Origin of the sequence: Streptosporangium sp. NPDC000239 (genome assembly GCF_040300765.1) — a bacterium.
In the GTDB taxonomy this organism is placed as follows: Bacteria; Actinomycetota; Actinomycetes; order Streptosporangiales; family Streptosporangiaceae; genus Streptosporangium.
Window position 1 is genome coordinate 116,587 of sequence record NZ_JBEPEI010000010.1, and the last position, 22,984, is coordinate 139,570.

Annotated in this window: 21 protein-coding genes and 1 riboswitch; of the genes, 4 read left to right on the forward strand and 17 right to left on the reverse strand. The window is 70.4% G+C overall.

All coding sequences use genetic code 11. The annotated features are described in order from the left end of the window. Positions 1–2 precede the first annotated feature (2 nt). The 6 genes from ABT340_RS24160 to ABT340_RS24185 all read right to left on the reverse strand — a co-directional run bounded on the left by ABT340_RS24160 (position 3) and on the right by ABT340_RS24185 (position 5,636). A complete protein-coding gene (locus ABT340_RS24160; RefSeq protein WP_352013080.1) occupies positions 3–950 on the reverse strand; it encodes an FKBP-type peptidyl-prolyl cis-trans isomerase in 948 nt (315 codons plus the stop codon). Between the two features lie 96 nt (positions 951–1,046). Continuing rightward, the gene (gene pafA / locus ABT340_RS24165; protein WP_352013081.1) at positions 1,047–2,405 is read right to left on the reverse strand and encodes a Pup--protein ligase; all 1,359 of its coding nucleotides are present in this window, start codon (positions 2,403–2,405) and stop codon (positions 1,047–1,049) included. A gap of 179 nt (positions 2,406–2,584) precedes the next feature. Next, positions 2,585–3,091 (reverse strand): hypothetical protein, encoded by a 507-nt coding sequence (locus ABT340_RS24170; protein ID WP_352013082.1) that lies wholly within the window; start codon positions 3,089–3,091, stop codon positions 2,585–2,587. A gap of 118 nt (positions 3,092–3,209) precedes the next feature. Continuing rightward, positions 3,210–4,001: a proteasome subunit alpha gene (gene prcA, locus ABT340_RS24175; RefSeq protein ID WP_352013083.1), complete on the reverse strand. Its 792-nt coding sequence runs from the start codon at positions 3,999–4,001 to the stop codon at positions 3,210–3,212. A 19-nt stretch (positions 4,002–4,020) separates the two neighbouring features. Next, positions 4,021–4,869: a proteasome subunit beta gene (prcB, locus tag ABT340_RS24180; protein WP_386190379.1), complete on the reverse strand. Its 849-nt coding sequence runs from the start codon at positions 4,867–4,869 to the stop codon at positions 4,021–4,023. A 557-nt stretch (positions 4,870–5,426) separates the two neighbouring features. Further along, positions 5,427–5,636 carry a ubiquitin-like protein Pup gene (locus tag ABT340_RS24185; protein ID WP_352013084.1) on the reverse strand — a complete coding sequence of 70 codons (210 nt, stop codon included), beginning with the start codon at positions 5,634–5,636 and terminating at the stop codon, positions 5,427–5,429. A gap of 214 nt (positions 5,637–5,850) precedes the next feature. On the opposite strand from ABT340_RS24185, the gene ABT340_RS24190 reads away from it, so the two are divergent. Together ABT340_RS24190 and ABT340_RS24195 are read left to right on the forward strand one after the other, a co-directional pair. Further along, positions 5,851–6,255 (forward strand): hypothetical protein, encoded by a 405-nt coding sequence (locus ABT340_RS24190; RefSeq protein ID WP_352013085.1) that lies wholly within the window; start codon positions 5,851–5,853, stop codon positions 6,253–6,255. A gap of 67 nt (positions 6,256–6,322) precedes the next feature. Beyond that, the gene (locus ABT340_RS24195) at positions 6,323–7,117 is read left to right on the forward strand and encodes a serine/threonine-protein kinase (RefSeq protein WP_352013086.1); all 795 of its coding nucleotides are present in this window, start codon (positions 6,323–6,325) and stop codon (positions 7,115–7,117) included. A 75-nt stretch (positions 7,118–7,192) separates the two neighbouring features. Here ABT340_RS24195 and ABT340_RS24200 read toward each other — a convergent pair whose 3' ends face one another. The 10 genes from ABT340_RS24200 to ABT340_RS24245 all read right to left on the reverse strand — a co-directional run bounded on the left by ABT340_RS24200 (position 7,193) and on the right by ABT340_RS24245 (position 18,770). Further along, entirely contained in the window at positions 7,193–8,512 is a 1,320-nt protein-coding gene (locus ABT340_RS24200) for a cobyrinic acid a,c-diamide synthase CobB (protein ID WP_352013087.1), read from the reverse strand. Then, positions 8,506–9,108 (reverse strand): cob(I)yrinic acid a,c-diamide adenosyltransferase, encoded by a 603-nt coding sequence (gene cobO, locus ABT340_RS24205; RefSeq protein ID WP_352013234.1) that lies wholly within the window; start codon positions 9,106–9,108, stop codon positions 8,506–8,508. Before cobO ends, ABT340_RS24200 begins: the two co-directional genes overlap by 7 nt. Before the next feature lie 43 nt (positions 9,109–9,151). Continuing rightward, on the reverse strand, positions 9,152–11,212 hold the full coding sequence (locus ABT340_RS24210) for a putative cobaltochelatase (protein WP_352013088.1): 2,061 nt from the start codon (positions 11,210–11,212) through the stop codon (positions 9,152–9,154). Continuing rightward, on the reverse strand, positions 11,209–11,772 hold the full coding sequence (locus ABT340_RS24215) for a histidine phosphatase family protein (protein WP_352013089.1): 564 nt from the start codon (positions 11,770–11,772) through the stop codon (positions 11,209–11,211). Before ABT340_RS24215 ends, ABT340_RS24210 begins: the two co-directional genes overlap by 4 nt. After that, complete coding sequence (locus ABT340_RS24220) at positions 11,769–12,509, reverse strand: CbtA family protein (RefSeq protein WP_352013090.1); 741 nt, start codon at positions 12,507–12,509, stop codon at positions 11,769–11,771. The genes ABT340_RS24215 and ABT340_RS24220 overlap by 4 nt, the downstream gene beginning before the upstream one ends. A 16-nt stretch (positions 12,510–12,525) precedes the next feature. Beyond that, a complete protein-coding gene (locus ABT340_RS24225; protein WP_352013091.1) occupies positions 12,526–12,720 on the reverse strand; it encodes a CbtB domain-containing protein in 195 nt (64 codons plus the stop codon). A gap of 32 nt (positions 12,721–12,752) precedes the next feature. Next, positions 12,753–12,871: riboswitch (cobalamin riboswitch) on the reverse strand. Between the two features lie 91 nt (positions 12,872–12,962). Continuing rightward, on the reverse strand, positions 12,963–14,480 hold the full coding sequence (dop, locus tag ABT340_RS24230) for a depupylase/deamidase Dop (protein WP_352013092.1): 1,518 nt from the start codon (positions 14,478–14,480) through the stop codon (positions 12,963–12,965). Between the two features lie 85 nt (positions 14,481–14,565). Then, the gene (locus ABT340_RS24235) at positions 14,566–15,732 is read right to left on the reverse strand and encodes an acyltransferase family protein (protein ID WP_352013093.1); all 1,167 of its coding nucleotides are present in this window, start codon (positions 15,730–15,732) and stop codon (positions 14,566–14,568) included. Positions 15,733–15,931: 199 nt separating this feature from the next. After that, the gene (gene arc / locus ABT340_RS24240) at positions 15,932–17,695 is read right to left on the reverse strand and encodes a proteasome ATPase (protein ID WP_352013094.1); all 1,764 of its coding nucleotides are present in this window, start codon (positions 17,693–17,695) and stop codon (positions 15,932–15,934) included. A 205-nt stretch (positions 17,696–17,900) separates the two neighbouring features. Beyond that, a complete protein-coding gene (locus ABT340_RS24245) occupies positions 17,901–18,770 on the reverse strand; it encodes a tRNA (adenine-N1)-methyltransferase (protein WP_352013095.1) in 870 nt (289 codons plus the stop codon). 162 nt (positions 18,771–18,932) lie between these two features. On the opposite strand from ABT340_RS24245, the gene ABT340_RS24250 reads away from it, so the two are divergent. Further along, on the forward strand, positions 18,933–20,015 hold the full coding sequence (locus ABT340_RS24250; protein ID WP_352013096.1) for a GNAT family N-acetyltransferase: 1,083 nt from the start codon (positions 18,933–18,935) through the stop codon (positions 20,013–20,015). Between the two features lie 11 nt (positions 20,016–20,026). Here ABT340_RS24250 and ABT340_RS24255 read toward each other — a convergent pair whose 3' ends face one another. Further along, positions 20,027–20,815: a protein kinase domain-containing protein gene (locus ABT340_RS24255; protein WP_352013097.1), complete on the reverse strand. Its 789-nt coding sequence runs from the start codon at positions 20,813–20,815 to the stop codon at positions 20,027–20,029. 118 nt (positions 20,816–20,933) lie between these two features. Here ABT340_RS24255 and ABT340_RS24260 point away from each other — a divergent pair, with 118 nt between their 5' ends. Next, on the forward strand, positions 20,934–22,976 hold the full coding sequence (locus ABT340_RS24260) for a cation:proton antiporter (RefSeq protein WP_352013098.1): 2,043 nt from the start codon (positions 20,934–20,936) through the stop codon (positions 22,974–22,976). Positions 22,977–22,984: the final 8 nt, after the last annotated feature.

The following is a 22,984-nucleotide window of genomic DNA, read 5'->3' on the forward strand; positions in this document are numbered from 1 at the left end:
GGTCAGTAGGCCTTGAGGACGTCCACCAGGAAGACCAGCGTGTCGGTCCCCTTGATCTTGTCGCCGGAGCCCTCCTTGCCGTAACCCAGGTCCGGCGGGATGCTCAGCAGCACCCGGCTGCCGACCGGGACGCCGACCAGGCCCTGGTCCCAGCCCTTGATGACCCGGCCGGTGCCGATCTGGAACATGATCGGCGCGCCACCGCGCGACCAGCTGCTGTCGAACTCCAGATCGGAACCCCAGATCTTGCCGACGTACTGGACCAGGATCGACTGGCCCGACTTGACCTCGGGACCGGTGCCCTTGATCACGGTCTTGGCGACCAGTTCCTTGGGGGCCTTCTCGTCGGTCTTGGTGGTCAGCTTGGGCGCGGCCTCCCCACCGGGGTTCTCGACCTTGATCCCCTTGAGGGTGGGGTCGGTCGCCTCGCCCTGGGCGGCCTTGCCCGCGGGGACGTCGATCACGTCGACCACGAAGACCTGCGACTGGCCCGCGGGCGCCTGGGCCTGCTGTTCCTTGGGCAGCGCGTCCTTGCCGACGACCGACAGGAACCTGCCTCCGCCCTTGGTCTCGGCGAAGCCCTTGCGCAGGATCTCGGGGATCTGCTCGTTGAGAGTGATCAGCTGCGGACCACCCTCGTCGTAGGTCGAGCCGACCAGCTTGTTCTGCTTGCCGTCCCAGGTGAAGACGGTGAGGTTGGCCACCACGCTGGCACCGTCCTTCGCGGGGGTGCCGACGGTTCCGGGCGTGAGCACCCGGTAGGAGGAGGCCTCCGTGACCTTCGCCGGGAACTCGACGGTCGGTTTGGTGTTCACCGCCCCGGTGACCTTCAGCTCGGGCGCCGTCCCGGCGGAGGTGGTGGCCTGTGCCCCCGACCCCCCTTCGGAGCCACAGGCGGCGGCGAACAACAGTGGCACTGCGGCCAGTACGGCCAGGCTGCGGCGGCGCATGAATATCCTTCTGAAAGACGTCAGGTTTGCGTCACACTACCCGTCAACACATACGGGCGTGCTAAGACCGCCGATGACCTTACCGAAGCATGACCGTCACATGCCCGCGATCAACTTGTCCACCCTTTCGTCCACGCTACGGAAGGGGTCCTTGCACAGCACCGTGCGCTGTGCCTGGTCGTTGAGCTTCAGGTGGACCCAGTCGACGGTGAAGTCGCGCCGCTTCTCCTGCGCCCTGCGGATGAACTCCCCGCGCAGCTTCGCCCTGGTGGTCTGCGGCGGCACCGACTTGGCCTCGAAGATCTTCAGGTCGGAGGCGACCCGTTCGACCGCGCCGCGCTTCTGCAGCAGGTAGAACAGGCCCCGGCGCCGGTGCACGTCGTGGTAGGCGAGGTCGAGCTGGGCGACCCTGGGGCTGGACAGCGGCAGGTCGTACTTCCTGCGGTAGCGCTCGATCAGCTGGTACTTGGTGACCCAGTCGATCTCCCTGGAGACCAGGTCCAGGTTTCCCGTCTCGACCGCGGTGAGCGTCCGCTCCCACAGCTCCAGCACCCGCTCGCTGATCTTGTCACCGCCCCTGCGGTCGACGAAGTCACGTGCCTTGGCGAGGTACTCCTGCTGGATCTCCAGCGAGGACGCCTCCCTGCCGTTGGCCAGGCGCACCCGCCGCCGCCCGGTCATGTCGTGGGAGACCTCCCTGATGGCCCGGATCGGGTTCTCCAGCGAAAGGTCGCGCATCACGGTGCCCGCCTCGATCATGCGCAGCACCAGGTCGGTCGCGCCGACCTTGAGCAGCATCGTCGTCTCGCTCATGTTGGAGTCGCCGACGATGACGTGCAGGCGGCGGAAGCGCTCGGCGTCCGCGTGCGGCTCGTCACGGGTGTTGATGATCGGCCGGGAACGGGTCGTCGCACTGGAGACGCCCTCCCAGATGTGCTCGGCCCGCTGGGAGACGCAGTAGACCGCGCCACGCGGGGTCTGCAGCACCTTGCCCGCGCCGCAGATGATCTGCCGGGTGACCAGGAAGGGAATGAGCACGTCCGCCAGGCGGCCGAACTCCCCGTGCCTGCCGACCAGGTAGTTCTCGTGGCAGCCGTAGGAGTTGCCGGCCGAGTCGGTGTTGTTCTTGAACAGGTAGATGTCCCCGGCGATGCCCTCCTCGCGCAGCCGCTTCTCCGCGTCGACGAGCAGGCCCTCCAGGATGCGCTCACCCGCCTTGTCGTGGGTGACGAGCTCCACGACGTTGTCGCACTCGGGGGTTGCGTACTCCGGGTGGCTGCCGACATCGAGGTAGAGGCGCGCGCCGTTGCGCAGGAAGACGTTGCTCGACCGGCCCCAGGAGACGACTCTGCGGAATAGGTAACGCGCGACCTCGTCGGGCGACAGCCGCCGCTGTCCCCTGAACGTGCAGGTGACGCCGTACTCGTTCTCAAGCCCGAAGATGCGACGGTCCATTGCCTCACACTATTCGCCGAACCCCTCCTGCGGGAGGGATCAGTGGGGTTTTCGGTCGTATGGCTTATGCCCCCGGCGGGGATCGGCTAAGCGTGAGCGGGGCTCACGCCCGGTGAGGCGGGCGCGAGCCGTACGGAGATGATGGGGGTGCCGGTGCGGAGGGCCACCCCGTACCCGGCTCAGGGGGTGTAGATCTCCTGGACCTTGACGATCTGTCCCCGGTACACGGTGATCAGCGAGGGGCGGGTGCTCTTCGCCCTGGTCAGCAGGGCCTTCCTGGAGCACCGCTTGGCGCCCAGGCCCCCCTTGTCGACGGTGGTCCCGGTCATCTTCGCCGAGCAGCCGAAGGCGCTCAGGAAGACGACGTTCTTGGCGACGGGTGAGGCGTAGGCGGTCACATCCCCCTCGGGCGGACCGACGAAGTACCCCTCGGTGTACTTGTCCCTCTTCCACTTGATCGGCTTGTACTCCACCTGGGTACGTCCGACGTGGGTGATCCAGCCGCGCAGGATGCCGTCCTTACGGGAGCTGATGTGCTTGGTGAAGTCGTGGCCCGGATCGCTCTGGAAGGTGGTCCCGAAGATCTTCGGCTTGGGGAAGTTCGGAATCACCGCGGCCTCGGCGGGGATCGCGCCGCCCAGGGCGACGGAGAGGGCGGCGGCCACGGCCAGCATGGAGCGTTTCATGCCCGTTACGACGACCACCGTGTGGGCCGGGTTCGCCGGGCGGACAGTGATCCACATCACAGCGGAGCGCCGTGCCCCACACGGGACACGGCGCTCTCACCACAGCCGGGACGGCCCGTCAGCCGTTGGAGCCGGTGTCGATGTCGCCCTCGGGCGCGGTCGGCGGCAGATCGGAGGCCTGCGCCGTACCGGACTCCGCCTCGGACGCGGCGTCCTGGGGCCGTCCCTCGGCGAGCGCCTGCTCCAGACGCGGACCGTTCAGGCGCAGGAACTTGCGGTGCGGCCGGTTGCGGTCGAGCACCGCGACCTCGAGCTGACCGGCCGGAGGACGCTCGCCGCCCGGCTCGGTGAGCGCGAACAGCGCCGCCTCAAGGGCCTCGGCCAGCGGCATGCCCTCGCGGTAGCGCTCCTTGAGCCTGCCCGCGACCGCCTCCGCCTGGCCGCCCATCGCCACCAGGCCGGTCTCGTCGAAGACCGAGCCGTCGAAGGTGAGGCGGTAGATGTGGTCCTCCTCCGCGCTGTCACCGACCTCGGCGACCACGATCTCGACCTCGAAGGGCTTGGGCGACTCGGTGAAGATCTGACCGAGGTTCTGCGCGTAGAGGTTGGCCAGTCCGCGCGCGGTGACGTCGTCCCTGGCGTAGTTGTAGCCGTTGATGTCGGCGTAACGGATGCCGCCGAGGCGCAGAGCCTCGAACTCGTTGTAGCGGCCGACCGCGGCGAACCCGATCTTGTCGTAGATCTCGCTGATCTTGTGCAGGGCCCGGGAGGGGTTGGGGGCGACGAACAGGATGCCGTGCTCGTACTGCAGGACGACGACGCTGCGGCCTCGCGCGATCCCCTTACGCGCGTAGTCCGCCTTGTCCCGCATCTGCTGCTCGGGCGAGACATATCCAAAGGGTATGGACACTTGGGGTGATCCTCTCGTGTTAGCGCAGCGGGGCGACGGGGCCGTCGGGGGAGCTCATGCGCCCTTCGAGGACTGTCTGGACGTGGGCGCCGACCTCCTCGTCGGACAGACGGCGGAAGCCGTCGGCGGTGATCTGCGCTACGACGGGCCAGATCTTGCGGGTGACGTCGGGGCCGCCGGTCGCCGAGTCGTCGTCGGCCGCGTCGTACAGCGCGTTGACGAGCGCCCGCACGACCTCCTCCGGCGAGGAGTTCTCCCGGTAGAGCTTCTTCAGCGAACCACGCGCGAAGATCGATCCCGAGCCGATCGCGTGGTGCTGGTGCTGCTCGTACGGCCCGCCGCCGACGTCGTATCCGAAGATCCGCCCGCCGTCGATCTCCGGGTCGTAGGCGGCGAACAACGGCACGACGGCCAGGCCCTGCATCGCCATGCCGAGGTTGCCGCGGATCATCGTGGCCAGGCGGTTGGCCTTCCCGGCGACGGAGAGCGTCCTGCCCTCCATCTTCTCGTAGTGCTCCAGCTCGACCCGGTAGAGGCGGGCCATCTCAAGGCCGGTGCTGGCCGCCCCGGCGATGCCCATGCACGAGAAGTCGTCGGTGCGGAACACCTTCTCCATGTCCCGCTGGGAGATGATGTTCCCCGAGGTCGCCCTGCGGTCACCGGCCATCACCACACCGCCCGCGCAGGTCGCGGCGACGATCGTGGTCGCATGCGGGACGTGGTCTCCTACCGGGGCCGCCAGGGTCTCGTTTCTGCCGGGCAACAAGTCCGGCGCGTAGGAGCCGACGAACTCGGTGAACGAGGAAATGCCGCTGTTCGTGAAGATGTGATTCACCATGCCGGCGGGCAGGTCCCTGTGCGATCCCACGCGACTCCCTCCAAAGGTGCGGTCCTATAAGGCCCGACCTTACTCATCTTGTCGTGCTGCATGCACTTCCCTGGATCAGCTCAGCGCGAACCCTCTCCGGGAGCGTCTTCGAATCTTTACATCCGCGCGGGCGCCGCGTTCCGCGCCCACACGCGGGGGTCTCCTGCCCGGCTCTCCGCACGGACGGGAGGGCCCTTCGGGCGGCCGGAGAACCCAGAAAAAAGGGGACGGGTGGCTGTTTCGTCTCACCCGTCCGCCCGCGCCGGTCCGCGCCGTCAGGGCGCGGCGGGACCGGCGACGGCCGATCGGCCTGTCGTCGCGCGGCCCGGCCGTGCCCTGAGCCGGTCCGCCTCTCGTCTTCCCACGTTCACCAACGCCGTCGAACCACCCGGGGGGCCGGTGCCGCCGCGCGCGGCCTCACCCCGCTCTGCCCCGGGCCCGTCTGACTTCCCCTCTCGTCTCCGGACGCTCACCCCGGAGGCGCCGATCCCGGGCTCTCACCCGCGGAGCCGCCGCCTCCGGACTTCCGCCTCCGGACCGCGGACGCGGACGACCGGCTACTGGCCGCCCTTCTGGACGTAGGACCTGACGAACTCCTCCGCGTTCTCCTCAAGCACCTCGTCGATCTCGTCGAGAATGGCGTCGACGTCGTCGGAGAGCTTCTCGTGGCGGTCCTGGACGTCGGTGGAGTCGGCCTGCGCGGTCTCCTCGACCTCCTTGTCGGTCCGCCCGGTCTGCTTCTGGCCTCCGGTGTCCTTGCTAGCCATCTGTGGCACCTCCACATGGGGGACGTCGTTGTCCCATATCTTCCCCGAACCGGCGGACATTTCGCGTGGATCGTCCTCGATCTTTACGAGGACCGCGAACTCCCCGGACTCGCCCCAAGACAACCCTCCCGAAGCCTCCGGCGGCAAATCCCACTTGACTAGATAGCTACTCTATCCAATGATGGGCCGACATCGGCCTTCCAGAAGGAGCCCAATGCCCCCCGAGACGCTGAGCACCGCCGGAGTGCTCCTGATCACCGTGCCCACCATCGCCTTCGGCGGGCTCATGCTGCTGACGCACATCATGCGCAACGTCCCCGGTTACCTCGACAACCCCGTACGGCAGAACCTGTGGCGAGCCGGGCACGCCCACGCCGGCGTCCTGGTCCTGTTCTCGCTCGTCGCGCTGTTCTACATCGACCAGACCCACTGGGGAGAGGGCCTCCAGAGGCTGACCAGGCTCCTGATCGTCTCGTCACCGATCCTGATGCCGCTCGGCTTCTTCCTGTCGGTCGTACGCCCGTCGGACACCAAGCCGAACAAGCTGATCTGGCTCACGGTCCTCGGCGGCGTGTTCCTCGCCGCGGGCACGTTGCTGCTCGGCATCGGCCTGATCTGAGGCCGCTCCGGCGAGTCAGGACCGTTCCGAGTAGGCCAACCCGGTGTAAAACTGCGATCATTGGACCGTGAGCACCATCGTCGCCAGCCGTTACAAGCTTCACTCCCCCGTAGGCCGGGGTGCGACGGGCGTGGTATGGCGCGCCTACGACCTGTTACTCGAACGGAAGGTGGCGCTCAAGGAGATCGCCCTGCCACCGGGTCCGGCCGCGGCCGAGCAGCGGCGGCGGGTGGTGCGCGAGGCCCGGATGGCCGCCAGGCTCAGCCATCGGGGCATCGTGACGGTCCACAACCTGGCCGAGGAGGCCGAACGGCTCTGGATCGTCATGGAGTTCCTCGAAGCCCTCACCCTGCACGACACACTCGTCCAGGCGGGGCCGCTCCCGGTCGACCTGGTGGCGGGGATGGGCCGCAGGCTGCTCGACGCGCTGCGGCACGCGCACGACGGCGGCGTGATCCACCGTGACATCAAGCCCGCCAACATCATGCTGACGGGCGACCGGGTGGTGCTCGCGGACTTCGGCTTCGCCGCCCCCGAGGGCACGGCGGGCAACTCGATGCGCGGTACTCCGGCCTTCATCGCCCCGGAGACCCTGCACGGCCGGGGCGGCACCCGCGAGGCGGACATGTGGTCCTTCGGGGCGACCCTCTACATGGCCGTCGAGGGCAGGACCCCGTTCAGGACGGTCAACTCGATGCCCGCGCTGGTCGAGGCGCTGCGCGAGCCCGCGCGGGCCCCGCAGCGGGCGGGCGCGCTCGAACCCGTCCTGCGCGGGCTGCTGCGCAAGGACCCCAGGGCGCGCCTGAGCGCCGAGCAGACCTCGGCCATGCTGGCCAAGGTCCGCTGCTTCAGCGCCGCCTGAACCGTTTTCCGTCGTCCGCCATGGGACCCGCCCTGCGCGGGTCCCATGGCGTCGTGCTTTCCGGAGCCGACGCCTTTACGATGTAGATCGGATACAGGCCTCGACGAACCGGGTGGCCAGCCGGGGGGTGCCCGCCCAGTGCAGGTGGAGGTAGGAGGCCACGACCGGGCCGGAGGCGAACCCGTCCGCCCCTCCCCTCCAGCGGAACAGCGGCCTTCCCGGCGCGGGGTCGACGGCGGTGCGGTGGAACTCGTGCCCCCGGTAGCGTTCCCCCGCCCGGGTCAGCACCGAGTCCTCGACCGCGACCGCGTCGCGGTAGCCCAGGGTGAGGGTCCCCGTCATCCTGGCCTCCAGGTCGAAGACCCCGCACATGGGCCTGCCGTCCAGCCGCCTGGCGAGATACAGCAGACCGGCGCACTCGGCGGAGATCGGCCCGCCGAACGCGGCGACCTCCCTGCGCAGCGGCTCGTTCGCCGACAGCTCGGCGGCGTAGACCTCGGGGAAGCCCCCTCCGATGACGACGCCGCCCGTCCCCTCGGGCAGGGCCTCGTCCGCCAGCGGGTCGAAGGGGACGACCTCGGCCCCCGCCGCCGCCAGCAGCTCCGCCTGCTCGGTGTACCCGAAGGTGAAGGCCTGCCCTGCGGCGACCGCGACTCTCTTGGTCGCCGGTACGGCGGGCCCCGGGCTCCACGGCCGCGCGGACAGGGCGGGAGCGGTACGGGCGAGCCGCAGCAGTTCCTCCAGGTCGCACGAGGCGGCGACCAGGTCGGCGACGGCGTCCATGGCACCGGCCGCCTGCGTGGCGCGTTCGGCCGCGGGGACCAGGCCGAGATGGCGGGAGGGGGTGGTCACCAGGTCGCTGCGGTGGATCGCGCCGAGCACCGGGACGCCGCTCTCGGCCAGGACCGCGCGGCACAACTCCTCGTGCCTGGCGGAGCCGACCCGGTTGAGGATCACCCCGCCGAGGCGAATCCGGGTGTCGTAGGAGGCGAAACCGTGCACGAGCGCCGCGACCGACCGGCTCTGCCTGGCCGCGTCGACCACCAGGACGACCGGGGCCTGCAGCAGCCTGGCGACGTGCGCGGTCGAGGCGAACTCGCTCGTGCCCGCCCCGTCGTACAGGCCCATCACCCCCTCGACCACCGCCAGGTCGGCCCCGGCGGCGCCGTGCAGGAACAGCGGGGCGATCAGTTCCTCACCGACGAGCCACGGGTCGAGGTTGCGTCCGGGACGGCCGGTGGCCAGGGCGTGGTAGCCCGGGTCGATGTAGTCGGGCCCCACCTTGTGCGGGGAGACCCGGGTGCCTCTCCGGGTGAGCGCGGCCATCAGCCCGGTCGCGACCGTGGTCTTCCCCGCACCGGACGCGGGGGCCGCGATCACCAGCCGGGCTACCATTCGATGCCCTTCTGCCCCTTCTGCCCGGCGTCCATGGGGTGCTTGACCTTGCCCATCTCCGTCACCAGATCGGCGGCGGCGACCAGGCGGGGGTCGGCGTCCCGCCCGGTGACGACGACGTGCTGGCCGTCGGGGCGGGAGGTGAGCGTGGCGACGACCTCGTCGACGTCGATCCAGCCCCACTTCATCGGATAGGTGAACTCGTCGAGGACGTACAGCCGGAAGGTCCGCGCGGCCAGGTCACGCTTGATCTGCTCCCAGCCCTCCCTGGCGTCCGCGGCGTGGTCCTCCTCGGCGCCCGGCCGCTGGATCCAGGACCACCCCTCCCCCATCTTGTGCCAGGACACCGTGCCGCCCTCACCGGACTCACCCAGCACCCGCAGCGCCCGCTCCTCGCCGATGCGCCACTTGGCGGACTTGACGAACTGGAACACGCCGATCGGCCAGCCCTGGTTCCAGGCCCGCAACGCCAGGCCGAAGGCCGCGGTCGACTTGCCCTTGCCCGGCCCGGTGTGGACGATCAGCAACGGCCGGGTGCGGCGCTGCCTGGTGGTCAGCCCGTCGTCGGGCACGCTGACCGGTTTCCCCTGGGGCATCGTCATCAGCCTTTCGTTCTCGTACGGCTCGCGGGAGCGGTTCTCACGCGGCGGCCCGCCTGTCACGGACCACTCCGGCGAGGTCGGTGAGGTCGTCGAGGCGCACGGCCCGCGCGCCCATCCGCCGGGCCAGGGACGCGGCCAGGCCGAGGCGGATGTGCCCCGTCTCGCAGTCGACCACGACCGTGGCGACCCCGGCCAGCAGCGCCGCCGCCCTGTGGGCCTCCTCGACGGTGCCGGAGGTCGCCCGCCCGTCGGTCACCAGGACCAGCAGCGGACGCCGGGACGGGTCACGCAGGCGCTCGACCCGCAGGACCTCGGCCGCGCGCAGCAGCCCCGCCGCCAGCGGGGTGCGTCCGCCGGTCGGCAGCTCGCGCAGCCGGGCGGCCCCCGCCTCGACCGAGGAGGTCGGCGGCAGCACCAGGTCGGCGCGGGCGCCCCGGAAGGTGACCAGGCCTACCTTGTCACGGCGCTGGTAGGCGTCGAGAAGCAGGCCGAGCACGGCGCCCTTGACCGCGCTCATGCGCCGCCTGGCCGCCATGGATCCGCTGGCGTCCACGACGAACAGCACCAGGTTGCCCTCCCTGCCCTCGCGCGCGGCCTCCCTGAGGTCCTCGCGCCGCAGCAGCAGGCCGGGCCCGTTCCTGCCCCGTCCCACCTGGTACGGCGCGGCGGCCTCGACGGTCGCCCGCAGGTGCAGGGAGGCGGGCCGTCCCCCCGGGACCCTGGCCCCGGTCACCCTGCCCAGCGGGGTCGCGGCCCTGGACCTGCGGCCCGGGGCCCCGGCGCCGAGACCGGGCACGGTGAACAGCCTGGCGTGCCTCGCGGGGTCGGCCTCGGCGACCCGGTCGTCTCCCGTCCGCCCGGTCGCGGCGTCTCCCCCGGCGGGCGCGGGAACGCCCTCCCGGCTCGCCGGCTCGGCCGGCTCCGTCCCCGGGACGTCCTCGCCGGAACCGCCGGGGCCGCTCCCCGGGCTGTCCGGGCCTCCTCCGGGACCGCCCTCGGGACCGTCACCGGGACCGCCCTCCGGACCGTCGCCGGGGTCGTCCGGCTCCTCCGGGTCCTCGGGCGTCTGGTCGAGGAGTTCGTCCAGCCTGGCCTCGTCCAGGCCCGGCGCGTCGAAGGGGTCGCGGCGGCGGCGGTGCGGGAGGGCGAGCCTGGCGGCCTCGCGGACGTCCTCGGCCGTCACGGTCGTCCCGCCCCGCCACGCGGCGTGCGCGATGGCCGCCCGCGCGGTGACCAGGTCGGCCCGCAGGCCGTCGACCTCGAAGGCGGCGCAGACCGTGGCGATGCTCCGCAGCGCGGAGTCCGGCAGGGTGACCTCGGCGACCCTGGCCCTGGCTTCGGCGACACGCGTGGCCAGTTCCCGTTCCCGCGCCTGCCACGAGGCGGCGAAGGCGACCGGGTCGGCCTCGAAGGCCAGGCGCCGCCGGACCACCTCGGCCCGCTGGGACACCTCCCGCGACGCCCTGACCTCCACGGTCAGCCCGAACCTGTCGAGGAGCTGGGGACGTAGCTCCCCCTCCTCCGGGTTCATGGTCCCCACCAGCAGGAACCTGGCGGCGTGCCGCACCGAGACGCCCTCGCGTTCGACGTAACAGGTGCCGAGCGCGGCGGCGTCGAGCAGCAGGTCCACCAGGTGGTCGTGCAGGAGGTTGACCTCGTCGACGTAGAGGACGCCCCGGTGCGCGTCGGCGAGCAGGCCGGGCTCGAAGGCCTTCACCCCCTCGGTGAGCGCCCGTTCCAGGTCGAGTGAGCCCGCGAGGCGATCCTCTGAGGCGCCGACCGGCAGCTCGACGAGCCTGGCGGGCCGTACGGTGCCGGGGGCGGCCTCGTGCGGGCCGTCCGGGCAGCCGGGGTCCGGGGCGGCGGGGTCACAGGAGAAGCGGCAGCCACGCACCACCTCGACGGGCGGGAGCAGCGCCGCGAGCGCCCGCACGATCGTGGACTTGGCCGTGCCCTTCTCCCCTCTGACCAGGACTCCGCCGACACCGGGGGAGACGGCGTTCAGGATCAGGGCGAGCTTGAGGTCCTCCGACCCCACGATCGCGGTGAAGGGATAGCGCGGGTCGCGCACCTTGACTGCCTCCTCGGCTCTCGTCATACGGGGTAACTCAGCCGCCAGCGTCCGCCCCGCCCGGTGAGCGTCACCAGGGCGAGGGGCGCGACGTCGACGCGCCAGAAGGCATGGGCCGGGGCGCCGAGGGCGTGCACGACCGCAGCCCTGACCACCGGAGCGTGGGTGACGGCGACCGTCCGCCCCGGGCCGAGGACCGCGAGCCAGGCCGCGACCCGGCCGACGAGTCCGGTGATCGGCTCCCCGCCGTGGGGGGCCGCCGCCGGGTCGGTGAGCCAGGCCGCGAGTCCTTCGGGATCGGCCGCCTCGACCTCGGCCAGCGTCATGCCGCGCCAGCGCCCGTAGTCGCAGTCGGCGAGCGACGGCTCCGGCCCGGCACGCAGGCCGAGCGCCTCGGCCGTCTGCGCGCAACGCAGCTCGGCTCCGCGGACGGCCCGGCCCGGACCGATCCGCGGGGCCAGCGCCCGGGCGCGGCGCAGGCCGTTCCCGTCGAGCGGCTCGTCTCCGGGAAAGGCCGCCCGTGCCGTCGCCCGTGTCGAGGCGTGACAGACCAGCAGCAGGCGCGCGACCCCCGAGGGGGCCGTCACGCCGGGCTGCGCCTGCGCGCGGCGAAGGCGAACAGGGCTCCTACGCCCAGCCAGAACACCGCCTGTGTCCCGAGGGAGGCCAGGCGGAAGTCCCACAGGAGACCGGCGGGGAACCCCTCGGGCACCTCGTCGATCCCGGGCAGCAGGATCCAGGCCGCCGCGACCGGCACCAGCAGCGCCGCACCGCCCGCGAGCCAGCGCGGCCACGCCTCCTCGGAGGAGACGTAGCGGTGCGCGGCCGCCGCGGCGCCGACGGAGAGGATGCCGATGGCGACGGCGACCAGGTAGAGCACCGTGCGCTGGTTGATCGTCTCCGGGTCACCGACGGCCGGTGGGTTGGCGGGATATTTCACGAAAGGGATAAGGACGATCGCGACGAACGCCGCCGCCGCGAGGGAGACCGCCAGCAGCGGTTCCGATCTCGGGCCGACCCGGCCGCGCACCCCCGCGTACACGAGGGCGAACAGGCCCCCGAGAGCCAGGCCGTACAGGGCCAAGGCGAGGAAGAGGCCGAAGCGCTGGCCGTTCCTGCTGACCGGCGCCTCCTCCCCGTGGGAGTGGGCGGGCTCGGCCGCCTCGTGACTGTGGGCACCGGTGCCGGAGGAGGCCGCCGCGGCCTCCTCCAGCGCGATGGCCCGCTCGACGCGGGGTTCGCCCACGGTGTAGGCGAACACCCCGGCGAGCAGTCCTGCGAGAAGGCCGACGAGCATGCCTCTGACGATGAGTTTGGTGATCACGTGTGGCTCGGTGCGCTCAGTGGCAGGGAACACCGAGCAGGTGACGCCCGTCGTGCATGAGTTCGTGCAGGTAGTTACCGGCCTGCGAGATCGCGCCCTGGTCGAAGGCGACCAGGTAGGCGAGGAGCAGCAGCACCGGTACGGCGAGAAGCCAGCGGGTGAGCGAACCGAGCGGGATGGGCTTGACCGGCGGAGCAGAGATCTGGCTCACGGCCACCTCCTTCAGGGGATTGACGCGCCCCTTTTCGTAGGTCGGTGGCGGCCGAGTGACCTGGCTCCCCACCCTCTCGGGCCGGTTACAGTGGCGCGACCGCACCGGAATCTCACCGGATTTCCCTCGCACCGCCACAAAACACCCGGAATGTATACCGGTTCACAGCGTCCGTCAATCCATGCGATAGCGGACACAAAGCCATAAACCGTGCGGGCGGGAGCACCCGCCCGCACGGGAGGTCACTGATCGCCGGTGAGAGCGGTGACCAGGTCGGCGGCGGTGCGACAGCGGTCGAACAGCTCTCCGACATGGGCCTTCGTACCGCGCAGCGGCTCCATGGTCGGAACGCGCTGCAGGGACTCCCTGCCCGGGATGTCGAAGATGACCGAGTCCCAGGACGCGGCGGCGACCGACTCGCTGAACTGGCTCAGGCAACGACCCCTGAAGTAGGCCCGCGTGTCGCTCGGCGGCGCCTCGATGGCCCGCCGCACCTCGTCCTCGGTCACCAGGCGCTGCATCCTGCCCCGGGCGACCAGCCGGTTGTACAGGCCGCGCTCGGGGCGGATGTCGGAGTACTGCAGGTCCACCAGCTGCAGCCGCGGGTGGGACCAGGCCAGGCCGTCACGGGTACGGTAGCCCTCCAGCAGTTCGAGCTTGGCCACCCAGTCGAGCTCCCGCGACAGCTGCATCGGGTCCTCGGCCAGACGGGTCAGGACGGACTCCCAGCGGTCGAGGACGTCCTTGGTGATCTCGTCGACGCCGTTCCCGCTGCGCTCCTCGGCGTACTTGCGGGCCAGCTCCAGATACTCCATCTGCAGCTGCACCGCGGTGAGCCTGCGGCCGTCGCGCATCGCGATCTCGTACTTCAGCGTGGGGTCGTGGGAGACCGCGCGCAGCGCCTGGACCGGGTTGTCGACCGCGAGGTCACGGGTGAAGTAGCCGTCCTCGATCATGGCGAGGACCAGCGCGGTCGAGCCCAGCTTCAGGTAGGTCGAGATCTCCGACATGTTGGCGTCGCCGATGATGACGTGCAGCCTGCGGTACTTCTCCGGGTCGGCGTGCGGCTCGTCCCTGGTGTTGATGATCGGCCGCTTGAGCGTGGTCTCCAGGCCGACCTCGACCTCGAAGAAGTCGGCACGCTGACTGATCTGGAAGCCCTCGCCCCGGGAGTCCTGGCCGATGCCGACCCTGCCGGCACCGACGACGACCTGCCGGGAGACGAAGAACGGGGTCAGATACCTGACGATGTCGGCGAACGGCGTGGCGCGCCGCATCAGGTAGTTCTCGTGGCAGCCGTAGGAGGCGCCCTTGTTGTCGGTGTTGTTCTTGTAGAGCTGGATCGGAGCGTTGGCGGGGACGGCCGAGGCGCGCGTCGCGGCGTCGTGCATGACGCGCTCCCCCGCCTTGTCCCAGATCACCGCGGCTCGTGGATTGGTGCATTCGGGAGTCGAGTATTCGGGATGGGCGTGATCCACGTACAGCCGGGCCCCGTTGGTGAGGATCACGTTGGCCAGGCCCAGATCCTCGTCCGTGAGCTGGCTCTGGTCGGCCACCTCCCTGGACAGGTCGAAGCCCCGGGCGTCGCGCAGAGGGTTCTCCTCCTCGAAGTCCCAGCGTGCCCGCCTGGCCCTGGCCGCCGAGGCCGCCAGATAGGCGTTCACCACCTGGGAGGAGGTCACCATCGCGTTGGCCCCCGGCTGTCCGGGCACGGAGATGCCGTATTCGGTCTCGATGCCCATCACCCGCCGTACCGTCATGCGCACCCTCTGTTCATCCAGGACGACTACTCCGCCGTATATATCCCCGACCCTAGACCCTTCACTATCCCCGGTGACCAGACAGTTATGGCACAGAGGCCTTTTCTGAGGCGTTTTCTCCCGGGGCCCCCGGAGCGGGAACCGCTCCCCCGCCGGGACCGCGTCCGTGCCTCCCCTGTGGTACGGCCGCCCGCCGCCGCCTGGCCTTGACGAACTCCTGAATGGGCCGCTCGACGAGCCGGTGGACCAGGTAGGACAGCACCAGCGTGACCAGCACGGTGACCGCGACGGTCAGCCAGGGCGCGAGCGTGTCGCGCAGGACGGGCACGAGCACGGCGGCGACCGTCGAGTGGAACAGGTAGAGGGGGTAGGTCAGCGCGCCGAGCACGACCAGCCCGCGCCAGCGCAGCCAGCCGAGGGCGCCCAGCGCCACCAGCGCCATGAGCACGTAGAAGATCACGACGGTCACGACGACCGTCCAGCCGGGCACCGGCATCGCGGCGTAGCCCACCGCGTCGATGCGGCCCTCGACCCTGGCCAGGGCCGCGTAGACCGCCAGCCCGCCGCTGAGCCCGGCCACGCACCACAGCACCGGCCTGGGGCCGTGCTTGGTCATGAGGAAGAAGGCCATGCCGCCGACGAAGTACGCCGCGTACTTCGGCATCACGATCAGCTGTACCCACTCGTTCTCGTTGCCGGTGAAGATCCCGGCCGCCAGCAGCCACACGCCCATGAAGACCAGGCAGCGGGTGAACGTCACCCCGACGATCACCAGGATTGAGATCAGCAGGTAGAAGCGAAGCTCGGCCCAGAGCGACCAGTAGACACCGTTGGCGTCGGTCAGGCCGAAGGCGCGCTGGAACATGGTCAGGTTGACCAGGTAGTCGCGCAGGCCGAGCTTGGGGTCCAGGGCGGTGGCCGCGCCCAGGCCGTAGACGGCCGCGACGACGCCCACGCTGATCCAGTAGGCGGGAAAGAGCCGCACCAGGCGTGACAGGGCGAAGGCGCCCAGCCCCCGCCCCCAGACGCTCATCAGGATCACGAAGCCGCTGATCATGAAGAACAGCTCGACGCCGAGGATGCCCAGGCCCGCCGGGGTGGCCGTCTCCGGGAACAACTTCGCCGGACGCTCCCCCCAGACCGAGGCGAAGGCGATGAGGTAGTGGAAGGAGACGACCCCGGCGGCGGCGAGGAAACGCAGGAGGTCGAGTTCGGCGAGGCGGCCGGTTCCCTTTGCGGCCGTGCCGGTCATGTGCCCGCCGGGGCGAAGTGTTCACGCACGCCACTTGGACGGTGTTTCGATCAACCGGGTTCCCTCGGCCCGGATCTTGTTCCCGCTGTTTTCCGTGACCCTCCTTCCGGGCCTCGCGGCGGTTTTCCGAGGGTCCGTGGAGGGGACACGCGAAGGCGGCGCGCGCCCTCGGAGGGCACGCGCCGCCTTGGTGGTGCTTCTACAGGTACTGACCGGTGTTGGCGACCGTGTCGATGGACCGGCCCGCCTCGGTGCCCTGCTTGCCCGTCACGAGGGTGCGGATGTAGACGATCCGCTCGCCCTTCTTGCCAGAGATGCGGGCCCAGTCGTCGGGGTTGGTGGTGTTGGGCAGGTCCTCGTTCTCGGAGAACTCGTCCACGCAGGCCGCCAGCAGGTGCTGGATCCGCAGCCCCTTCTGCCCGGTGTCCAGGAACTGCTTGATGGCCATCTTCTTGCCGCGGTCCACGATGTTCTGGATCATCGCGCCGGAGTTGAAGTCCTTGAAGTACAGGACCTCCTTGTCACCGTTGGCGTAGGTCACCTCAAGGAAGCGGTTCTCCTCGCTCTCGGCGTACATCCTCTCGACCACCCGCTGGATCATCGCCGAGATCGTGCCGCCACGGCTTTCACCGTGCTCGGCAAGGTCGTCGGTGTGCAGCGGAAGGTCCTCGATGAGGTACTTCGAGAAGATGTCCCTGGCCGCCTCGGCGTCCGGCCGCTCGATCTTGATCTTGACGTCCAGACGGCCGGGCCGCAGGATCGCCGGGTCGATCATGTCCTCACGGTTGGAGGCGCCGATGACGATGACGTTCTCCAGGCCCTCGACACCGTCGATCTCGGACAGCAGCTGGGGAACGATGGTGTTCTCGACGTCGGAGGAGACGCCGGAGCCACGGGTCCTGAAGATCGAGTCCATCTCGTCGAAGAACACGATCACCGGGGTGCCCTCGGAGGCCTTCTCCCTGGCGCGCTGGAAGACCAGGCGGATGTGCCGCTCGGTCTCGCCGACGTACTTGTTGAGAAGCTCGGGACCCTTGATGTTGAGGAAGAAGCTCTTGCCCGACTGGCCGGTCTTCTCCGCGACCTGCTTGGCCAGGGAGTTGGCCACCGCCTTGGCGATGAGCGTCTTGCCGCATCCGGGCGGGCCGTACAGCAGCACGCCCTTCGGGGGACGGAGCTTGTGCTCGCGGAAGAGGTCGGCGTGCAGGTAGGGAAGCTCGATGGCGTCCCTGATCTGCTCGATCTGCCGCATGAGCCCGCCGATCTCCTCGTAGGAGATGTCGGGCACCTCCTCCAGGACGAGCTCCTCGACCTCGGACTTGGGAATGCGCTCGTAGACGTAACCGGAGCGCGGCTCAAGCAGCAGCGAGTCGCCCGCGCGGATCGGCTGGTCGAGCAGCGACTCGGCCAGTCTCACCACCCGCTCCTCGTCGGCGTGCGAGATCACCAGCGCGCGCTGGCCGTCCTCAAGGAGCTCCTTGAGCATGACGATCTCGCCGACCTCCTCGTATCCGAGGGCCTCGACGACGTTGAGCGCCTCGTTGAGCATGACCTCCTGGCCACGCTTCAGCGAGTCGACGTCCACCGCTGGACTGACGTTCACTCGAAGTTTGCGACCGCCGGTGAAGACCTCCACCGTGCCGTCTTCCCTGGACTCAAGGAACACGCCGAAGCCGGAGGGCGGCTGCGCCAACCGGTCGACTTCCTCCTTGAGCGCGACGATCTGGTCCCTGGCCTCCTTGAGGGTGGCCACGAGCCGCTCGTTCTGGCCGGTTACGGCCGCGAGGTTCGCCTGTGCTTCATGGAGACGCTCTTCGAGAATCCTGGCCTGCCGGGGAGACTCCGTCAGCTTCCGACGTAGCGTGGTGATCTCCTCCTGCAGGAAGGAGACCTGTGCTGTGAGGTCGGCGACCTCCCGTTCGCGCTGCGCGGCACGAGCCTCGGCGTCGTCGCGAGCTGCCACGGCGTCACCTCCTTCCCAGTCGAGACCGACTACTCAAAACCCTACCCATCTGGGGGCTGTCCCTTACCTGGCCGAGCAGTGTTCGTATGCCTACATTAAGTAGGCACTTAACAATCCCTTATGGTGCGTTTAGTCCTTGGAGCATAAGAACACGGAGTTCTGTTCCCGCGTCACTCTCCGGCGCACCCTCGTGGCTGAATCGTCATCAACTGGTGGAAGAGGTGGACTCTTCGCCATATGCCCCCTTTGCTGGACGCCTGCGACGCGGTGGTGGGGTCACCCCGTCCGCCATGCGACGCGCGGTGACGAGAAACCCGGTGTGCCCGACCATCCTGTGGTCCGGCCGTACGGCGAGGCCCTCGACATGCCAGTCGCGAACCAGGGTCTCCCACGCATGAGGCTCGGTGAAACTCCCGTGTTCGCGGAGAGTTTCCACCGTGCGGGACAATTGGGTGGTTGTCGCCACATAACAGCAGATGACACCACCCGGAGTGAGGGCCTTGGCCGCGGCGTCGACGCACTCCCACGGCGCGAGCATGTCCAGGATGATCCGGTCGACGTCGCTCTCGTCGAGCGCGTCCACGAAGTCACCGACGACCAGGCGCCACTGGTCCATCGGGCCGCCGTAGAACTTCTCCACGTTCTTGGTGGCGACCTCGGCGAAGTCCTCACGCCGCTCGTAGGAGGTGACCCGGCCCTCGGAGCCGACCGCGCGCAGCAGGAAGCAGGTCAGCGCGCCCGAGCCGACCCCCGCCTCGACGACACGCGCGCCGGGGAAGATGTCGGCCATGGCGACGATCTGCGCCGAGTCCTTGGGGTAGATGACCGCGGCGCCACGCGGCATGGACAGCGTGTAGTCCTGGAGCAGGTGCCGGAACGCGAGATACTGGGTGCCGCCGGACGAACGCACCACCGACCCCTCGGGCCGGCCGATCAGGTCGCTGTGCGGGATGCCGCCCTTGTGCGTGTGGAAGACCCCGTCTTCCTTCAGCGTCACCGTGTGACGCTTGTTCTTGGGATCGGTGAGCTGAACCTGATCCCCGGCCTGAAACGGCCCATGCCTGCGAAAACCCATGCCCGCAAGGTTATCGGCGCCCGGCCGCCACCCGTCCCGCCGGCGAGGACCCGATGAAGGCCCGATGAAGGCCTTGGCGCACGCCGGAGAGCGTGATCGGACCGAAATGATTGGTCCCCCTTCATGGGGAACTGATAGCACTTGGGGATGCTCCCACAAGACGTGATCCTTTCCCGGGACGTCGTGCTGCGCCCACCGGCCGAGACCGACGTCGAGTCGATCGCCCGCGCCTGCGACGACCCTCGGATCAGCCGTTTCCTGCCGACCCTGCCGGTGCCGTACACCCGTGACGACGCGTTCGCCTACCTGAGGGCGGCCGAGCGGTCCTGGCGGGACGGCGGCGCCTCCTTCACCATCGCCGACACCGAGACGGACGAGTGGATGGGCAACATCGGCCTCAGGCCGCTCGACGCGCGCGGCAACGGCGAGGTGGGCTACCTGGTCGCTCCGTGGGCGCAGGGGCGGGGGGTCGCGACGGCGGCCACCAGGGCGCTCACCGAATGGGCCTTCGCCCTCGGGGTGCGGCGGCTCGAACTGCTGACCGATGTCGAGAACCTGGCCAGCCAGCTGGTCGCGCTCGCCGCGGGCTTCCAGCGCGAGGGCGTCAGGCGCTCGGCCGAGGCCCGCAGGGACGGCGGCAGGAGCGACCTGGTCGCCTTCGCCCGCCTGTACGGCGAGTCCGGCGAACGCGTCCAGCCCTTCCTGCCCGCCCTGCCGGGCGGTTCCCTGTCCGACGGCGTGGTACGGCTGAGGCCCCTGGGCCCCCAGGATGTCGCCGACCACCACGCGCTGGAGAACCTGCCCGACGTCGTGCGCTACAGCGTCCCCCCGGAGGGGCCGGACATGGCCAGGGTCGAGAAACTGTGCCGGGAGGCGGGGGCGCACTGGCTGGCGGGCGAACGCGTCGAGCTGACCATCAGAGAGGCCGCGACGGACGCCTTCGCCGGGCACATCCAGCTGACCTCGATCGTCCCGGTGCTCGGCCAGGCGATGACCGGCTACAGCCTGCTGCCCGCCTTCCGCGGCAGGGGGTTCACCGCGCGGGCGGTGAACCTGCTCGTCGAGTGGGCCTTCGAGCACACCCCGCTGACCAGGGTCGTCGCGGGCACCGCCCCGGACAACCACGCCTCGCACCGGGTGCTTGAGCGCGCGGGCTTCACCAGGGAGGGCCTGGTGCACGGCCTGCTGCCCGGCCCTGACGGCACCCGCCTGGACGACCTGCAGTGGTACAGGCTGCGAGGGTAGGACCGGCCCCTTCAGTCGAGCAGCGCGTGCAGGCGGTCCGCGACCCCCCTGGCGGTCGGCCGCGCGGCCATGTCCCCGATGCAGGCCCGGACGAGGTCGGCCAGCTCCGGCTCCAGATCGCCGCTGACCGACGGCGGCGTCGTGCTGACCCTGCGCAGGGTCAGCAGCGGGTCGTGGACGGGCAGCTCGCCGTACAGGCCGGTGCGGGTCATCGACCAGTGCAGTGTGGCTCCGAGCGACCACACGTCTCCCTCGGGAGAGGGGTCACCGCCCCGCAGCAGCGCGGGGTCGGTGAACTCGGCCGACCCGATGCCGCCCATCCCGGTCACCGTCGCGCCGGGCGCGAACACCTGCGACAGGCCCAGGTCCGACAGCTTGCCCCCGGTCTCGGTGAGCAGCACGTTGCCCGGATGGACGTCCCGGTGCAGAATGCCCCCCTCGTGCAGCGCCTGGACGGCCTGGGCCGCGCACGCGACCGAACGCAGGACCCGCTCCCGCGAGGGCGCCCCGGCGGGCAGTCTCAGCGAGCCCTCGGGTAAGTACTCCATCGAGTAGTAGAAGACCCCACCCTGCTGCCCCGCGTCGTAGAGCGTCACGAGGTACGGCGAGCGCACCGTGGCGAAGGCCTTCAGCTCCCTGGTCGCCCGCCGGAAGGCGTCCTTGCCGGTGCCGCCGACCACCTTCACCGCCACCAGGTCGGCCTCGACCGGCAGCCGCCGCGGTCTCCTCGCCAGGTAGAACTCGCCATGGTTGCCCGTTCCCAGCGGGCGGACGAACTCGTAGTCGGCGATACCCTCCACCGGCGTTCCCTTCGACGTGCCCCGCGACGCTCGCGATGATCTATTAAGACGGTAACGTCGCCTTGGTCACTCTCGGGGCTTTTCATTACTTTCATTACTTACGGGGAAGCGTGTCCCAGTGTTCCACGTTGATTTGCTGCTGCTCGACCTCGTGATCGTCCTCATCTCCGCGCGATTATTGGGGGCCGTGGCCCGGCGGCTCGGCCAGCCACCGGTCGTCGGGGAGATCGTGGCCGGCATTCTTCTCGGCCCGACCCTGCTCGGGCCGCTTCTCGGCGACCGGCTGTTCGGCGACGGGATGATGCCCCCGCTGCGCGCCCTGGCCGACGTCGGGCTCGTGCTGTTCATGTTCGTCGTCGGCATGGAACTCGACCAGAAGCTGGTCAGGGGCCGGGGCAGGACCGCGGTGACCGTGGCGCTCGGCTCGACGCTCGTGCCGTTCGTGCTCGGCTGCGCGCTGGCGCTCGGCATCGCGGGCGACCACGTCGACGGGGCCAGGACGCTGCCGTTCGTGCTGTTCATGGGCGCGGCGATGGCGGCGACGGCCTTCCCCGTGCTGGCCAGGATCATCACCGACCGGGGGATGCAGCGCTCCACGGTCGGCGGCCTCTCGCTGGCCTCCGCCGCGGTGATCGACGTGCTCGCCTGGACCGCGCTCGCCGTCGTGGCGGGCCTCGCGGGCGCCGGCGGGAGCGCCGGTGGAGGCGTCAGCGAGGGCGCGGACCATTGGCGGGTCGCGCTGGCCCTGCCGTACGGGCTGCTGATGTTCCTGGTCGTCCGGCCGCTGCTGGCCCGCCTGGTGCCCGCCAGGCAGCGGGCGGGCAGGCTGACCCCGGGGCTGCTCTCCCTGGTGCTGATCGGCCTGCTGGCCTCCTCCTGGGCCACCGAGTGGATGCATGTGCACTTCATCTTCGGAGCGTTCGTCTTCGGCGCCGTGATGCCCCGTGAGGGCGCGGAACGGCTCAACCACGAGATCCTGGAGCGCCTCGAACAGCTCGCCGTGCTCCTGCTGCTGCCGATGTTCTTCGTCGTCGCGGGGCTCGACGTCAACCTCCGCACGCTCGACCTGTCCAGCCTGGGGACTCTGGCCGCGATCCTGGTGGTCGCGATCGGCGGCAAGCTGCTCGGCTCCTACGCCGCGGCCCGCACACGGCTTCCCGGACGGCAGGCGCTGGCGATCGCCACGCTTCTCAACACCCGTGGGCTCACCGAACTCGTCATCCTGTCCGTCGGGCTGCAGAAGGGCGTCCTCGACGAGGAGCTGTACTCGCTGATGGTGGTGATGGCGTTGCTGACCACGGCGATGACGGAGCCGCTGCTGCGCAGGGTCTACCCCGGGCGGCGGGTCGCGCGCGACATCGAGCAGGCCGGACGCGAGGCCCTCGGCACGCGCGCCGCCACCCGCGTGCTGGTCGTCGTACCCGGCTCCCCCGCCGAGCAGGTCCCGCTGGCGGAGCTGGCGGCCCTCCTGGCCCGCTCCGCCGCGCCCGCCGAGGTGATCCTCGCCCATCTGCGGCCCTATCCCGGCGGCCGGCTCGAACTCGGCGGGGGCCTGTCGTCGGAGCTGGCCGAGCTGACCGAGACGCTCCACGAGCTTGAGGTCCTCGCGGACGCCGTGCGCGCGCACGGCCCCGAGGTGAGGGTGGTGAGCCGCTTCAGCGCCTCCGTCGGCGCCGAGCTCGCCGAGCTGGCCGTGGAGGCCGCTCCGGGCCTCGTCGTGCTGCCCCGGGGAACCCCCGGGCACGCCGCGATCCGCGACGGGGTCGCCTGCCCCGTGGTGACGGTGGCCTCACCCGGTCCGCCGGGCCCGCCGCCCGCCGGGCCGGTCGCGGTGCCTCATGGGCAGGCCGGCGAGGACACCGTCCGCGTGGCGCTCACCCTGGCCTTGGCCTGCGGGCGCCCGCTGGTCGTCGAGGGCGGCGGCAGGGCCCCGGCCCTCGTCAGGCGGCTGACCCGGCTCGGGGTCGAGGTGACCGGCGGCCCGGTGCCCGAGGACGCACTGACCGTGGCCGGGGACGGCGCCGGGCAGGCCACGGGGCCGGCGGCGCATCTGCTGGTCCGGGCCGAGCGCGACGCCGACCCGGTGGACTGGCCCGCGCTCGTCTCCGCGCTGCGCCAGACCCCTGCGGAAAGCCCTGTCGAGGTCTCCGTACGGAGCTGAGCGCGGCC